Source organism: Stenotrophomonas sp. LGBM10, assembly GCF_046736075.1.
Lineage (GTDB): Bacteria > Pseudomonadota > Gammaproteobacteria > Xanthomonadales > Xanthomonadaceae > Stenotrophomonas.
In genome coordinates, this window is sequence record NZ_CP177163.1 from 1,141,288 (window position 1) to 1,157,686 (window position 16,399).

At 69.7% G+C, this 16,399-nt stretch carries 9 protein-coding genes; 4 read left to right on the top strand and 5 right to left on the bottom strand.

What is annotated here, in order from left to right:
* Positions 1-3: 3 nt before the first annotated feature.
* Positions 4-525 carry a hypothetical protein gene (locus ACLB90_RS04810; protein ID WP_411852698.1) on the bottom strand — a complete coding sequence of 174 codons (522 nt, stop codon included), beginning with the start codon at positions 523-525 and terminating at the stop codon, positions 4-6.
* 17 nt (positions 526-542) lie between these two features.
* A complete protein-coding gene (gene mrcB / locus ACLB90_RS04815; RefSeq protein WP_411851860.1) occupies positions 543-2,993 on the bottom strand; it encodes a penicillin-binding protein 1B in 2,451 nt (816 codons plus the stop codon).
* A 96-nt stretch (positions 2,994-3,089) separates the two neighbouring features.
* Here mrcB and ACLB90_RS04820 point away from each other — a divergent pair, with 96 nt between their 5' ends.
* Entirely contained in the window at positions 3,090-5,189 is a 2,100-nt protein-coding gene (locus tag ACLB90_RS04820) for a glycosyltransferase (RefSeq protein WP_411851861.1), read from the top strand.
* 16 nt (positions 5,190-5,205) lie between these two features.
* Here the strand turns inward: ACLB90_RS04820 and ACLB90_RS04825 are convergent, their stop codons facing one another.
* Entirely contained in the window at positions 5,206-6,759 is a 1,554-nt protein-coding gene (locus ACLB90_RS04825) for a hypothetical protein (protein WP_411851862.1), read from the bottom strand.
* A gap of 29 nt (positions 6,760-6,788) precedes the next feature.
* Positions 6,789-8,942 (bottom strand): RelA/SpoT family protein, encoded by a 2,154-nt coding sequence (locus ACLB90_RS04830; RefSeq protein WP_411851863.1) that lies wholly within the window; start codon positions 8,940-8,942, stop codon positions 6,789-6,791.
* Between the two features lie 117 nt (positions 8,943-9,059).
* On the opposite strand from ACLB90_RS04830, the gene ACLB90_RS04835 reads away from it, so the two are divergent.
* A complete protein-coding gene (locus ACLB90_RS04835; RefSeq protein WP_411851864.1) occupies positions 9,060-9,596 on the top strand; it encodes a hypothetical protein in 537 nt (178 codons plus the stop codon).
* A gap of 39 nt (positions 9,597-9,635) precedes the next feature.
* Here ACLB90_RS04835 and hrpA read toward each other — a convergent pair whose 3' ends face one another.
* Positions 9,636-13,736 (bottom strand): ATP-dependent RNA helicase HrpA, encoded by a 4,101-nt coding sequence (gene hrpA, locus ACLB90_RS04840; protein WP_411851865.1) that lies wholly within the window; start codon positions 13,734-13,736, stop codon positions 9,636-9,638.
* An 89-nt stretch (positions 13,737-13,825) separates the two neighbouring features.
* Between hrpA and ACLB90_RS04845 the strand changes: the two genes are divergently transcribed.
* Complete coding sequence (locus ACLB90_RS04845) at positions 13,826-14,377, top strand: Dps family protein (protein ID WP_411851866.1); 552 nt, start codon at positions 13,826-13,828, stop codon at positions 14,375-14,377.
* Positions 14,378-14,586: 209 nt separating this feature from the next.
* Positions 14,587-16,392: a DNA helicase RecQ gene (gene recQ / locus ACLB90_RS04850; protein ID WP_411851867.1), complete on the top strand. Its 1,806-nt coding sequence runs from the start codon at positions 14,587-14,589 to the stop codon at positions 16,390-16,392.
* Positions 16,393-16,399 lie beyond the last annotated feature (7 nt).

Below are 16,399 nucleotides of genomic sequence, written 5' to 3' on the forward strand. Positions count from 1 at the left end.
CCCTCAATAGCGCTTGATGCCCGGCACGGTGCAGCCTTCCAGCTGCGCGTGCGCCGATACCGCGTTTTCCTTTTCGCCACGGGCAAGGCGGGCCTGTTCGATGGTGGCCCAGTGGCGGCGGCACAGCGGCCCGGTCTTCGAGCCGAGGTCCACGGCCTTGCGCGACAGCGATTCGGCACGCGCCCAATCGCCCTGCAGCAGCGCGATCTCGGCCCGCTCCTGCAGCACGGCCGGATCGCCTTCGACGATCAGCAGGGCCTGGTTGAGCGCTTCGGCCGCGCCGGCCAGATCGTTGGCCTGGCGGCGGGCCTGGGCATGCGCACGCAGGTCGTCGACCTGGGCATCGCGCAGCGGCTGCACCGCCAGCTCGGTATCGTCATTGCCAGCGGCGGCCTCGACAGCGGCCAGGCGCTGCGCCGGGGTGACCGTGGCAACCACCGGCGGCTTCACCGGCGGCGTACTGCTGACGCACGCGGCAAGGGACAGGCTGACCGCGACCATCGCGATCGGACGAAGCAGGTACATCGAAGACATGGCAGGACTCAACGCGCAGGAGGGGTAGCCGCCGGCGCGCTTTGCGCCGGTTCCGGGGCAGCATCCTGCTTGCGTTCCATTCCGAACCAGCTCCGCCAACCGCCGCCCTGGGCTTCACCGTCCCCCTGCCCGTCACCCTCACCCTCCGGCAGCACGGCCGGGGGCGCACAGGGCGCATAGGCGGGGGCGTAGCCCACGACGAACGGGAAGCGACGGGCTCCCGGACAGGTTTCATCGGTACTGGCGGTGCCGCTGGCTTCCACGTACTGCCAATCCAGTCCCTTGTTGCTGACCCGCAGCGGCGAACTCGGCAGGCGGGTGAAGATGCCCGACCAGACGCGCATGGCGCCGCTGGCACCGAACAGGCCGGTCTGCTCGTTCTGGTCGTTGCCGATCCAGACCACCGCCAGGTGGTCGCCGGTGTAGCCGGCATACCAGCTGTCGCGGCCGTCGTTGGACGTACCGGTCTTGCCGGCCGGCTGCAGGCGGGCCAGGCCGTCGGCGTTCAGGCGCTGCGCGGTACCGCTGGAGACCACCTGCTGCAGACCGATGCTGATCAGGTTGGCGGCGATCGAGTCGCCCTCCTGTGCCGGCGCAGGGGATTTGTCGTAGCGCTTGAGCAGCTTGCCCTGCGGGTCGAGCACGCCACGCACCGCGTGCAGCGGCTGGATCTCACCACCGGAGGCAAGGAACTGGTACAGCTGCGCCATCGCATACGGGCTCTGGTCGGTCGCGCCCAGAATCACCGCCGGATTCGGTTCGGCCTTGATCCCGGCCAGCACATGGATCAGTTCGGTGAGCCGCTTCGGCTCGACCGCCATGCCGATCCGCACGGTGGCCTGGTTGTAGGAGCTGGCCAGCGCGTCGATCATCCGCACCGTGCCGTGGCTGCGGTTGTCGGCATTGCCGGGCGTCCAGCGCTTGCCGCCGCTGAGCTGCACGGTCACCGGCGAATCGTCGACCCAGCTGGCCAGCGAATAGCGGTCCGGTTGCGCCAGCGCCAGCAGGTAGACGAACGGCTTGAGCAGCGAACCGACCTGGCGCTGGGCTTCGATGGCGCGGTTGAAGCCGGGCTCGGACACGTCGCGGCTGCCGACCACGGCCAGCACGTCGCCGTTGTGCACGTCGGTCAGCACCATCCCGGCCTGCAGCTCGGGCCGGCGCTTGGTCTCCAGCGACTTCAGCGTGCGCGTGACCGCGCCTTCGGAGTACGCCTGTGCCGAAGGCGACATGCCGGTCATCACGCTCAGGCCCGCGCCCTGCAGCACGGCTTCCGGGTAGTCGTGGCCCAGCTGGCGGCGCACCAGATCCACGTAGGCCGGGAACCGGTTGGCGGCGATCAGGCCGGGGTTCTTCGGTACGCCCAGCGGCGCCTTCAACGCACGCTGGTACTCGGCATCGTCGATCAACTGGCTTTCGTGCAGCTTGCCCAGCACGAAGTTGCGCCGGTCCAGCGCGCGCTCCGGATTGCGCCGCGGGTCGTAGTACGACGGCCCCTTGACCAGGCCGATCAGCAGCGCCACGTGCTCGGTGTTGAGCGAGGAGAGATCGCGCCCGAACCAGAACTCCGCGCCCGAGGACATGCCGTGGATGGCCTGGCTGCCGCGCTGCCCGAGGTACACCTGGTTGAGGTAGGCCTCCAGGATGGTGCGCTTGTCGTAGCGCGCCTCCATGATCAGCGCGTACAGCACTTCATTGAATTTGCGGGTGACGGTCTGTTCCTTGCCGATCCCGAGCAGGCCGCTGCGGGCCAGCTGCTGGGTCAGCGTGGACGCGCCCTGGCGGCTCTGTCCACCGGAGCGCACCGTGACCCAGATCGCCCGCGCGATGCCGCTCAGGTCGATGCCGTGGTGACGGTTGAAGTCCTTGTCCTCCACGGCCTGCAGGCCGGTGACCAGCAGTTCGGGGGTCTCTTCGATGCGGACCAGGCGCCGTTCTTCCTGCTTCTGACCGTACAGGGTGGCGATGCGCGCCGGATCCAGCCGCGCCGCCTTCACCGCCTTGCGGCTGTCGGCGTCGCGCAGCGAGGCGACCTGGCCGCCGGACAGGCTGAGCTCGACCCGGCGGGGTGCCACGGGGCCGTCCACGTCGCTGAAGCCGCGGCTGGAAATGACGAAACGGCCGCCGTCCTGGGCATAGGTGGCCACCGGCTTGCCGGTGCCGTCTTCGCGGTAGGCCGAGGCCGCCAGTTCGGTCTTCAGGGTCTGCGCGTCCATCGCCAGGCCCGGCGCCAGCACCAGCGGGCGCGCATAGACACGGGTCGGGATCTGCCAGCGCAGCTCGCCGAAGCGCTGGGTGACCTGTTGGTTCAGGTACACCGTATAGGGAATCAGGAACCCGAGCGCCAGCGCGAACGCGGCCATGCCCCAGGTGATCAGGCGACGACGCCACTGCGGCCAGCGGCTGTCGGTGTCGTCGTCGAACTCGTCGATATCGTCGGAATCGTAGCGTCGGGGCACGGGGATGCGAGAATGTAAATTCTGGCGAGTCTAACGCAGCCATCGCGGCCGGCGTGTTCTCCCGGTTTCCCCCGCTTAAGCTGGAGTTGCAACGGGATGTCGATGTCCTTGGCCGATGCTCGCTATTTCCTGAACCGCATGGTCGGCCTGTTCCGCCGCAGCCTGGCCAGCCTGCGCACCCGGGGCTGGCGTGCGACATGGCAACGCATCCGGGTTCATGCCCAGGCCCTGCCGGCCCCCCGCCGCGACCCGCTGTACCTGCCCGACGCCCTCCCGTTCGCGCCGTTCGCCGTGCCGTTCAGCGCCCGCCCGACCGTCAGCATCATCATCCCGGTCTACAACCATGCCGGGCATACGCTGGCCTGCCTGCGCGCGCTGGCGGCGCACCCGCCGCAGACCGCCTGCGAGATCCTGGTGGTGGACGACGGCAGCAGCGACGAGACCCGGGCGTGGATGCCGCAGATCGACGGCCTGCGCTACGAGGTGCGCGCCGCCAACGGTGGCTTCATCGCGGCCTGCAACGACGGCGTGGCGCGTTCGCATGGCCGCTACGTGGTACTGCTCAACAACGATACCGTGCCGCAGCCGGGCTGGCTGGAGGCCCTGCTGGACACCTTCACCACCGTGCCCGAAGCCGGGCTGGTGGGGGCGCAGCTGCTGTACCCGGATGGACGCCTGCAGGAGTCGGGCGGCGTGATCTTCCAGGACGGCAGCGGCTGGAGCTACGGTCGCTTCGAGTCGGCTGAAGATCCCCGCTATACCAGCCTGCGCGACGCGGACTACGTTTCCGGCGCGGCGCTGATGCTGCCGCGCGCGCTGTGGGATGCGCTGGGCGGCTTCGATGAACGCTACAAGCCGGCCTACTACGAAGACACCGACCTCGCCTTCGCGGTGCGCGCGGCCGGCCATCGGGTGCTGGTGCAGCCGGCCAGCCGCGTGGTGCACGACGAAGGCACCAGCAACGGGACCGATACCGGCAGCGGAATCAAGGCGTACCAGGTCCGCAACCGGACGGTGTTCGCCGACAAATGGGCCGATGCGCTGCGCGCGCAGCTGCCGGTCGGCAGCGTGCCTTCGCCGGCACTGCTGCATCGCCACCAGCGCCAGGTGCTGATCCTGGACGAAGCCGTTCCCCAGCCGGACCGCGATTCGGGTTCGCTGCGCCAGTTCAACCTGATCCGCATGCTGATCGCCGAAGGGGTGCACGTGGTGTTCGTTCCCACCCGGCGCGAGCACGCGGGCGTGGCCACCGAGGCGTTGCAGGCGCTTGGCGTGGAGGTCTGGTACGCGCCCTACCTCACCGGCGTGGCACCGTGGCTGCGCGAGCACGGCAAGCGCTTTCAGGTGGCGATGATGGTGCGCCACCACGTCGCGCACGAATGCCTGCCGCTGCTGCGCAGCTTTGCGCCGCAGGCGCGCACGGTGTTCGATACGGTGGACCTGCATTACCTGCGCGAGCGCCGGGGCGCCGAGGTGGCCGGGGATGCGGGCCTGCTGCGCAGCGCCGAGCGGACCCGGGCGCGCGAGCTGGAGGTGATGGCGCGCACCGACATCACCGTGCTGGTCAGTGCGGCCGAACGCGAGCAGCTTCGCACCGACGCCCCGGACGTGGACGTGGCGCTGATCTCCAACCTGCACGAAGTGGCGGGGGCCGGCCTCGGCTGGGCGCAGCGCCACGACCTGGTGTTCGTCGGTGGCTTCCGCCACCCGCCGAATCTCGACGCGATGCAGTGGTTCATCGGCGAGGTGTTCGGTCGTATCCGCGCGCAGCTGCCGCAGGTCCGCTTCCACTGCATCGGCGCTGACGTTCCCGACAGCCTGCGCGCGCTCGCCGCCGGCCAGCCCGGCGTGGAGGTCCACGGCTTCGTACCGGTGGTGACCCCCTATATGGATACCATCCGCATCGCGGTGGCGCCGCTGCGCTTCGGCGCAGGGGTCAAGGGCAAGGTCAACCTGAGCATGGCCCACGGGCAGCCGGTGGTGGCCACCACCTGCGGTGTGGAAGGCATGCACCTGCACGACGGGGAAGACGTCCTGGTCGCCGACGAGGCCGAGGCGTTCGCCGCCGCGGTGGTGCGCCTGTACCAGGACCAGGCGCTGTGGGAGCGCCTGTCCGCGGCGGGGCTGCGCAACGTGGCCGACCATTTCTCGCTGGATACCGCGCGCGATACCGTGCGCCGCGTCTTCCTGGACTAAGCGCCGCGCCGGCCGTTCAACCGCCCTGCGCGCTGCGCACGCGCTCGGCGAACGCCGGCAGCTCGGGTAGATCCGGCTGCCAATGGCGCGCCTGCTCCAGTGCCTGGGCGGCGAAGTCGAGATCGCCGGCGCCGAGCCGTTCGCTGCCGATCGCCAGCCAGCGCTGGGCGAGGCGCTGCCGCGCCGGCGGCAGCGCAGCATCACTGCCGGCCAGGGTCTGCCAGGCATCCAGGCAGGCGCCTGCTGCCACCACGCGGTTCTCGCGCAGACGGTCTTCGAAACACGTGCGGCTGGCCGGCAGCAGGCGTCGGGCCGCAGCACGAACGCGGAGATCCTGCGGCGCGAGCGCCTGCGCCTCGCGCAGCGCGTCGTAGGCGCTGCGGCCCGGTGGCGCGAGGAAGTCGCCGCGTGCTTCGGCGTCCTCCATGCGGCGCAGCAGCGCCATCAGGCTGCGCTCGCGCTGGGCCCGCGGTGCGGCGGGTGCCTGCAGCGCCCGCTGTGCCTGCATGGCCTGTTCGATGCCCCGGCGCGCGTCGGCCAGGGTGCGTGCCGGCGCGCCGAGCGTCTCGGCGGAGGCAAGCGCCTGGTCGGCTGCATCGAAGCGGAAGTCACCGGCCAGGCGCGCGGCGCGCTGCAGGTGCGCCTGCGCTACCTGCTGCAGGCCCTGGCGGGCGGCGGGGTCGTCGGGTGCGGCCGCCAGCACGGCCTGGAACGCCGTCGCTGCCGCCTCCAGCCGCTGCCGCCGCAGCGCCGCCTGGCCCTCGCGCAGGCGCCGTTCCAGCGCGATGTTCACGGCTTCCTCGGTGGCCGGCAGGTCCACGTGTCCCGCATCGAAGCCGCGCGCACGGCGTACTGCGGCCGCCGCCGCGGCGACATCGCCGCGCACCGCCGCCGCACGCGCCTGCTGCAGCAGATCCGACAGCGCATCCTCGCGCCCTTCAAGCGCCTGCACGTGGGTGGGCACGAGCGCCAGCACCTGCTGGTACAGCGGCAACGCGCTGTCCGGCCCATCGTCCAGGCGCTGCGCCTGCAACGCGGCTGCCGCGCGCGCCAGCAGGCCATCCACGCCGGCCCGCGCCACGCGCTGCTGCCGCAGCTGCTGGGCCAGCGCCTCGGCATCGCGTTGCGGTACCTGCAGCGCCCGCGCCAGTGCCAGCGCCGCCTCGGCAGCCGGCACATCACCGCGCGCCAACGCGCTGCGGGCCTGCTGCAACGCCGCCTGGCCGGTGCGCGCCAGGCCGGCCCGCGGCTCGCCGCGGTCGCTGTCCACCGCCTGCGCAGCCTGGTACCACTCGCGCGCACCGGTGCCATCAGCGGCGGTCAGCCGGCCGTCGGCCAGCGCGCGGTCGCCCTGGTGCAGGAGGTGTTCGATCGGCGGGGCATCCCAGAACCAGTTGGCCAGTGGCCGGCGCAGCAGCACCAGCGCCACGAACAGCAGCGCCGCCACCAGCAGTGCCCAGCGCCAGATGCGCCGCGCATGACGCGCCTGCAGCCACCACCAGCGTCCTTCGCGACGGACCCGGGTCAGCACCTCGTGCGCACGGTCCTGCCTGTCAGCGTCACGGCTCATGCCGCGAGCCTAGCCGGCGCCACGTGAGGTCAGCCTAGACGCCGGGCTTCGCTGACGCCCGGCAGGGCATCCAGCTTGCCCAGCAGTGTGGACAGCTGGCCGTAGTCGCTGACCTTCAGGCGCAACCGCAGGTGCGCGCGACCGCTGTTGCGCACGTTGTCGCTGTGGATGTCCAGCACATACGCGTCTTCCTGCGCGATCAGGTTGGTGATGTCCTTCAGCAGCCAGCGCCGGTCCACCGCCTCGACCACCACGTCCACTTCGTAGCCGCCTCCGGCCTGGCCCCACTCCACCGGCAGGATGCGCTGCGGGCTGGCCGCCGACAGACGCGCCAGCGCCGCGCAGTCGGTGCGGTGCACGGTGACGCCACGGCTGCGGGTGAGGTAGCCGACAATCGGCTCGCCGGCCACCGGTTGGCAGCAGCGCGCCAGCTGCACCAGCAGGTTGCCCACGCCCTGCACGGTGAATTTGGACTTGCCCAGGCTGTCGCGGCGCGCGGTCGGCCGCGGCAATGCCGGTGCAACCGGCTGGCTGGCGGCGCGCTCGGCTTCCAGCAGCGCGCGGCTGACCTGGCTGGGCCCGGTGTCGCCCAGCGCGACCTGGATGTAGAGGTCGTCCACGCTGTCGGCATGGAACTTCTTGGCCGCAACGCCCAGATCGGCATGCTGCAGCCCCAGCCGCTTCAATTCGCGGTCGAGCAGATCGCGGCCCGCCTGCACGTTGCGTGCGCGGTCCAGCTTGTGGAACCAGCCACGCACCTTCTCACGCGAGCGGTTGCTGGCCAGGAACCCATTGGAGGCCAGCAGCCAGTCGCGGCGCGGATCGGCTTCCTTGGAGGTGAGGATCTCGACCCGGTCGCCGCTGCGCAGGCGATAGGTCAGCGGCACGATGCGGCCGTTGACCTTGGCCCCACGGCAGCGGTGCCCGACCATCGTGTGCACGTGGTAGGCGAAATCCAGCGGGGTGGCGCCCTGCGGCAGGTCCATCACCTCGCCCTTGGGGCTCAGCGCGTAGACCCGGTCCTCGGTCAGTTCGGCATCCAGCGCGCCGGCCAGTTCGCCGGCCTGCCCGTCCTGGGAATGCTCCAGCAGCTGCCGCATCCAGGTGATCTTGCGATCGAACGCCTTCTCCGCGCCCTTGCTGCCTTCCTTGTAGCGCCAGTGCGCGGCCACGCCGAGTTCGGCCTGGGCGTGCATGTCGTGGGTGCGGATCTGCACTTCGATGGTGCGCCCTTCCGGACCGACCACCGCCGTGTGCAGCGAACGGTAATCGTTGGCCTTGGGCCGCGCGATGTAATCGTCGAACTCGCTGGGTACCGGCGCCCACAGTGCATGCACCACGCCCAGCGCGGCGTAGCAGGCGGCAACGTCATCCACCATCAGGCGCAGCGCCCGGATGTCGTACAACTGCTCGAAGGCGAGGCGCTTTTTCTGCATCTTCCGCCAGATGCTGTAGATGTGCTTCGGGCGGCCACTGACCTCGGCATGGATGCCCTGTGCGGCCAGTTCGCGCGCGAGCGCCTTCTTGACGCTTTCCACATAGCGCTCGCGCGCCACGCGGGTTTCATCCACTTCGCGGGCGATGCGGCGGTAGGTTTCCGGCTCGAGGTGGCGGAAGGCCAGGTCTTCCAGCTCCCACTTCAACTGCCAGATGCCCAGGCGGTTGGCCAGCGGCGCATGGATGTCGCGGGTGAGCTGGGCCAGCGCACGGCGCTGTTCGTCCGGCAGGCGGTCGGCGGCGCGCATGCGCGCCAGCTGCCGCGACAGCAGGATCGGCACCACGCGCAGGTCCTGGATGATCGACAGCAGCAGCCGGCGCAGGCCCTCGCTGTTGCGCCCGGCCTCACGGCCGGCGTGCAGTGCCCACACCTGGTCGGCCGCGTCCTGGCCATCGAGCAGGCCGACCACCGCCGGCTTCAACGTCCCCAGCGGCAGGCCGTCCAGCCCGGCGCGCAGGCCCGGCAGGTCGAACAGCAGCGCAGCCAGCAACGCGCTTTCATCGGCCGACAGGAGGGCCAGCGCATCGAGCGTATCGGCCAGCACCGGCCAGCTGCTGCGCATCTGCTGATCGGTATCGGGCGCGTGCCAGCGGGCGCGCAGCGCCTCGCACAGGGCCGGCGGCAGCGACGCCGCCGAGGGTCGGTTCAACAGGGCATCCAGGCCGGGGACAGAAGCGCGGTTCACAGCATCGTGCAGGCAAGACAGAGGTAGCTACACTAGCGCCGCCAGTGCGAGGGAACAATCAAAACCGCTGCACCGGCCACTGGCCCTACACTGCGTCCATCCCAAGGAGACCTTGCCATGCGCTTTTCCCGTCTGCGGTTGTTGGCCGCTGTGGCCGTCCTGCTCAGCCTGTCGGCACCTGCCTGGGCACAGCGCGTGGTCGAAGGCGATCTGCAGCAGCAGATGACGCCCGACGAGTTCAAGGCCGCCGGCCTGGACAAGCTCAAGCCGGCTGAACTGGCCGCGCTCAACAACTGGCTGCAGGGCAAGGTTGCCGCCGTCGCCGCCGATGTGCGCGAACAGGTCCGCGAACAGGTCAAGGAGCAGGCGCGCGAGGAAGGCCGCCAGGAAGTCATCGTCAAGAACCGCGGCTTCTTCGACTTCGGCAGCAGCGAGCCCATCGTCAGCACGCTGGAAGGCGAGTTCCGTGGCTTCGGCAAGGGCCGCCGCTATGTGCTGGCCAATGCGCAGGAGTGGGAGCAGACCGACAGTGCCAGCCTGTCCGGCATCCGCGCGCAGTCGCCGCAGGTCACCATCACCCCCGGCGTGATGGGTGCCTGGTACCTGCAGGTGAAGGGCGCCAACACCCGCGCCAAGGTCCGTCGCGTCAAGTAATCGCGACCGCCCCGCGCATCCCGCGGGGCGGCCGTTGGCTCACGGCCTGCGCAGCGCTGCCACGCGCTGGGCCAGTTTCTTGGCCGAGATGCCGCTTTTCGCCCCGAGCTCCTGCGCGAACAGCGACACCCGCAGTTCTTCCAGATCCCAGCGCAGTTCCTGCCACTGCGGCCGGTCCCGTTGGCCGCGCTGCTCGGCCTCGTGCAGCGCGTCCAGGAACGGGCGCAGTTCCAGCATCCGTGCCTGGTCGCGCGGGGGATCGCGCTTGGCGCGTTCGGCACGCAGGATCATCGCGCGCAGATAGCGCGGGAGCTGCGCCAGCGCATCGGCCGGCGTATCGCGCAGGAAACCGGGGTGGATCAACGCCGCCAGCTGCTGCTCCATGTCGTCCAGGTTGCCACGCGCCCAGCCCATCAACGGCGCTTCCAGCTGCGGCTTGAGTTCGGCGACGTGCGCCAGGATGTTCTCGGCCAGTTTCAGCCGCGCCATCGCCTCACCGAACAGGCCCTTGCCCGCCGCATCGCGCCGCTGCGCGAACGCGGCCGGGTCGCGGATATCGCCCAGGCCGTCGGCCAGCATCGCGTTCATCGCCGCCTCGACCAGATCCCCGCGCAACCGTTCCTGCGATTCGATCGCGGCATACAGCAAGCCGGTCTTGGGCGGAACGGGCAACTGCTTGCGGGCCTGCTTGGCCTTGTCGGCCAGCGCGATCTCCAGCAGGCGGCGCACGCCGCGCGGATGCTGCTCCAGCGCTTCGTTGCGATCGGCGAAGATGCGCAGCGCCGCGCTCTCGCCTTCATCCACCAGCGCCGGGTAGGCGGGCACACCGGCTTCGCCCGGCACCTGCAGCGGAATCGGCGTGGCCGGGAAGTCGCGCAGCCCCTCGGCCGCCAACGCCCGTCCGGCACGGGCGGCGAAGGCCGCGCCGGCCTTCTCGCCGAAGCGCGCCCGCAGCGCGTCCAGATCGCGGGACGTGGCCAGCAGCGTGCCGTTGGCGTCGTGCAGGCGCAGGTTCATGCGCAGGTGCGATTCCAGCGCGGCATCGTCGAAGTCGGTGGCCGCCACCTGTGCGCCGGTCGCGCGCGACAGGAACCGCGCCAGTTCTCCGCGGATGTCGTCGGCGGTGGGGTCCGGGTACGCCTCGGCGAAGGCGCGGCCGAAATCCGGTGCCGGCACGTAGTTGCGGCGCATCGCCTTGGGCAGGCTGCGGATCAGCGCGGAGGCCTTGTCGGCAACGAAGCCCGGCGCCAGCCACGACAGCCGCGCCGGGTCCAGCGCGTTGAGCAGGTGCAGCGGAACATCCAGGCTCACCCCGTCGTCCTCGCTGCCCGGTTCGAAACGGTAGTGCAGCGCCAGCCGCGCATCGCCCAGCGGCAGGTACGCCGGATAGCGGTCGGCATCGCTGCCCTCGCCGGGCAACAGATCGGCCAGCGTCCACGCCAGCGCGCGCCGCTTGTCCGGCGCCAGTCCCTTCCACCACGTATCCAGGCCGGTTGCCGAATGGATCTCCGCCGGGATCCGGTCCAGGTACCAGCGTGCCTGCCAGCCTTCGTCGGCGACGATGCCGGCGCGACGCAGCTTGGCTTCTTCCTCGCGCGCCTGCTCCAGCACCTTGAGGTTGTCGGCGATGACGCTGGCGCGGGTGTTGATCTCGCCGGTCACCAGACCCTGCCGCACGAAGATGTCGTGCGCTTCGCCCGGCGCGATGCGGCCGTAGTGCACCGGCTTCTTCGGTGCCAGCACCAGCCCGAACAGACTGATCTGCTCGGAGGCCAGCACCTGGCCCTGCGCGCGCGACCAGTGGGGGTCGAAGTGCTTGCGCAGCAGCAGATGCGGCAGCTCGGCGATCACCCAGTCCGGTTCGATTGCCGCGTTGGTCAGGCCCCAGATCTTCTGGGTATCCAGCAGCGTGGCGGTGAGCAGCCACGGCGGCGGCCGCTTGGCCAGCACCGAGCCGGGGAACGGCAGGAACCGGCGCTGACGCGGGGCAAGGAAATCGCCCTTGTCGCTGCGGTGGCCGATCTGCGTGGGCAGGCCGGCGATCAGCGCCCGGTGCAGGGTCTGGTAGGCGGCCGCACGCACCTTCTCGCTGAACCCGCCCCGCGCCTCACGGGCGTCGGCGGGCGGCGCAGGTGCGGCTGCGGGCGGCGCCGGCTCGGCCTTGCCTTCGCGGGCCAGACGCGCGGCGCGGTGCTGCTGGCCACGGGTGGCTTTGATCTTCGCGTCGTCGTCGCGCGCCGGTGCCGGCGCAGACGATCCGGCCAGCAGCGGCTCCAGTGCGGTGGCGGCCGGCTCTTCGGCCCAGCCCAGTTCCTCGCACAGCACGCGCAGCTGGCGATGCAGCTCGCGCCACTCGCGCATGCGCAGGAAGCCAAGGAAATGGCGCTCGCACCAGCCACGCAGCTTGGATTGGGTGAGGTCCTCGTGGGCCTGGCGGTAGCCATCCCACAGGCGCAGCACGCCGACGAATTCCGAGCGGCCATCGGCAAACAGCGCATGCGCGTTGTCGGCGGCGGCGCGCGCTTCGGGCGGTCGCTCGCGCGGGTCCTGGATGCCCAGGAACGAGGCGATCACCAGCATCGGACGCAGGCAGCCCTGGGCCTGCGCCGCCACCAGCATGCGCGCCAGCTTGACGTCCACCGGCAGGCGCGCCATCTGCCGCCCGACCGGGGTGAGCCGGCGTTCGCCGTCCACCGCGCCCAGTTCGCCAAGCTGCTGCCAGCCATCGGCGATCGCGCGTTCGTCCGGCGCCTCCAGGAACGGGAAATCCTCGATCCGGCCCAGGCCCAGCTGCAGCATCCGCAGGATCACCCCGGACAGGCTGGACCGGCGGATTTCCGGATCGGTGAACTCGGCCCGCGAGAGGAACTCCGCTTCCGAATACAGGCGGTAGCAGATGCCCTCCGAGACGCGTCCGCAACGGCCCTTGCGCTGGTTGGCGCTGGCCTGCGACACCGCTTCGATATGCAGGCGGTCCAGTTTCTGCCGCGGGCTGTAGCGCTTGACCCGCGCCAGGCCCGGATCGACCACGTAACGGATGCGCGGCACCGTCAACGAGGTTTCGGCCACGTTGGTGGCCAGCACGATGCGCCGTTTGCTGCCCGGGTTGAACACCTGGTCCTGGTCCTTCACCGACAGCCGCGCATACAGCGGCAGCACCTCGGTTTCGCGGTACTTGCGCCGCTCCAGTGCCTGATGCGCGTCGCGGATCTCGCGTTCGCCGGGGAAGAACAGCAGGATGTCGCCGCGCGGATCGAGACGGGTGATCTCGTCCACCGCCGCCACCACGGCCTCGTTCACGGTGCGTTCGCCGTCGCGCCCGCCCGCCTCATCGCCGCCGCCCTCGCCTTCCAGCGGGCGATAGCGGACTTCCACCGGGAAGGTACGACCTTCCACACTGATGACCGGCGCGTCGTCGAAATGCTCGGCAAACCGCGAGGTATCGATCGTCGCCGACGTCACGATCAGCTTCAGGTCCGGCCGCTTCTTCAGCAGCTGCTTGAGGTAGCCGAGCAGGAAGTCGATGTTGAGGCTGCGCTCGTGCGCTTCGTCGACGATGATCGTGTCGTACTGCGACAGCCAGCGATCGCTGCTGATTTCGGCCAGCAGGATGCCGTCGGTCATGAACTTGATGCGGGTGTCGTCGCCGACCCGGTCGGTGAAGCGCACCTGGTAACCCACCGTGGTGCCCAGTTCGGACTGCAGCTCCTGCGCCACGCGGGTGGCCACCGCACGTGCGGCGATCCGTCGCGGCTGGGTGCAGCCGATCATCCCGGCCACGCCCCGGCCGGCGGCCAGGCACAGCTTCGGCAGCTGGGTGGTCTTGCCCGAACCGGTCTCACCGGCGATCACCACGACCTGGTGATCGCGGATCAGCGCGGTGATCCGTTCAGCTTCACGCGCAATCGGCAGGCTGTCGTCCAGACTGATCGTCGGCCGGTTCCGTGCGCGTGCTTCACGCCGCTGCACCGACGCCTGCAAGGCCTGTTCGAACGCTGCCGCCACGCCCGCATCGGCCGGTTTGGCCCGCCAGCGCGAGAGCATCCCCAGCAAACGACCACGGTCGCGGCTCATCGCCCCGTCGATCGCGAGCTGGTGCTGGTGCAGGGAGGAAGCGGAAGGTTTGTTGATAGCGGTCATCAATCGGATCGTTTAAAACTTTGATTACATCTGAAAGGTTAGTCTGATCTATTGTGAAGGCCATCCCATCCACAAGGAGGATATCCCCCATGGCGAAAACCAAGACGCCGGCAAAGAAGACCCAGACCGGTAAGCAGAAGCTGGCAACGGCGGCCCCCTCGGCCCCGAACATTGATATCGGGATCAAGGAAGGCGATCGCAAGAAGATTGCCGATGGGCTGGCGGCCTTCCAGGCGGATGCGTTCACGCTCTACCTGAAGACCCACAACTTCCATTGGAATGTCACCGGGTCGATGTTCAACTCGCTGCACACCATGTTCGAGACCCAGTACACCGAGCAGTGGGCAGCCCTGGACGACGTTGCTGAACGTATCCGTGCACTGGGCTTCAACGCCCCGGGCTCCTACCGCGAGTTCGCGGCCCTGACCTCGATCGCCGAGGAACCGGGCCTGACCGACAGCGCGGACTGGCGTGAAATGGTACGCCAGTTGGTCGCCGCCAACGAGGCCGTGTGCCGCACCGCCCGCAAGGTGCTCGATGTGGCCGACGACGCCGACGACGCCCCGACCGAAGACCTGATGACCCAGCGCCTGCAGACCCACGAGAAATACGCCTGGATGCTGCGCTCCCTGCTGCAGTAATCCTTCTGGGGCTTTGCCCCTGCGGGATTTCCAGGGTTCCGCTTCGCGAAGCCTTGGACCCTGCACAAGTCGCAGGCCACAGCCCCCGTGCCTGTCGGCGCGCCCCCCTTGACTCAAGGGGGGCTTCTTCCCCGGATGGCTCTTCGCTGACGTTCAAACCCAGAATTGGATGACCCTCCTCGGGTCGCTCAGCCCTGTAAACTACGGGGATGTCTTCCCGCCCCGCGCACGACCTGCTCAGCCGCATTTTTGGTTACGACGATTTCCGCGGTCCGCAGCAGGCGATCGTCGAACATGTCGCCGCCGGCAATGACGCGCTCGTATTGATGCCCACCGGCGGCGGCAAGTCGCTGTGCTACCAGGTGCCCTCCCTGCTGCGCGACGGCACCGGCATCGTCATCTCCCCGCTCATCGCGCTCATGCAGGACCAGGTCGAAGCCCTGCGCCAGCTGGGCGTGCGCGCCGAGTACCTCAATTCCACCCTGGATGGCGAGACTGCCGCCCGGGTCGAACGCGAGCTGCTCGCCGGCGAACTGGAACTGCTGTACGTCGCCCCGGAACGCCTGCTCACCGGCCGCTTCCTGTCCCTGCTGGCGCGCAGCCGGATCGCCCTGTTCGCCATCGACGAAGCCCATTGCGTCTCGCAGTGGGGCCATGATTTCCGCCCCGAATACCGCCAGTTGACCGTGCTGCACGAGCGCTGGCCGGATGTGCCGCGCATCGCGCTCACCGCCACCGCCGACCCGCCGACCCAGCGCGAAATCGCCGAGCGGCTGGACCTCACCAACGCCCAGCACTTCGTCAGCTCTTTCGACCGGCCCAACATCCGCTACACCGTGGTCCAGAAGGACAACGCCAAGCGCCAGCTGCTGGACTTCCTGAAGGCCCACCGCGACGCGGCCGGCATCGTCTACTGCATGTCGCGGCGCAAGGTCGAGGAAACCGCCGAGTTCCTGTGCCGCGAGGGCATGAACGCCCTGCCCTATCACGCCGGCCTGCCGGCCGAGGTGCGTGCCGCCAACCAGCGCCGCTTCCTGCGCGAGGATGGCATCGTGATGTGCGCCACCATCGCCTTCGGCATGGGCATCGACAAACCCGATGTCCGCTTCGTCGCGCATACCGACCTGCCCAAGTCGATGGAAGGCTACTACCAGGAAACCGGGCGCGCCGGTCGCGACGGCGAGCCGGCCGAGGCCTGGCTGTGCTATGGCCTGGGCGATGTCGTGCTGCTCAAGCAGATGATCGAGCAGTCCGAAGCCGGTGAAGAGCGCAAGGCGCTCGAGCGCGCCAAGCTCGATCATCTGCTCGGCTACTGCGAGTCCATGCAATGCCGCCGCCAGGTGCTGCTGGCCGGCTTCGGCGAAACCTACCCGCAGCCGTGCGGCAACTGCGACAACTGCCTGGTCCCGCCCGATGCCTGGGATGCCAGCGTGGCCGCCCAGAAGGCGCTGAGCTGCGTGTACCGCAGCGGCCAGCGCTTCGGCGTGGGTCACCTGATCGACATCCTGCGCGGTGGCGACAACGAGAAGATCCGTCAGTTCGGGCATACCGAACTGAGCACCTACGGCATCGGCAAGGACCTGGACGCGCGCACCTGGCGCAGCGTATTCCGCCAGCTGGTGGCCGCCAGCCTGCTCGAAGTGGACAGCGAGGCCTATGGCGGCCTGCGCCTGACCGATGCCAGCCGCGACGTGCTGAAGGGACGGCGCAAGGTGATGATGCGCCGCGAAAGCCCCGCCACCGGCCGCGAGCGCGACCGCAGCGGTCAGCGTACCGGCCTGTCCGTGCTGCCGCAGGACCTGGCGCTGTTCAACGCCCTGCGCGGCCTGCGTGCCGAACTGGCCCGCGAACAGAACGTGCCGGCCTTCGTGATCTTCCACGACAGCACCCTGCGCAACATCGCCGAACAGCGGCCCACCAGCGTTGATGCGCTGGCCGGTGTCGGCGGCATCGGCGGCACCAAGCTGTCGCGTTACGGCGCGCGGCTGGTCGAGATCGTGCGCGAGGAAGGCTGATGCGGCC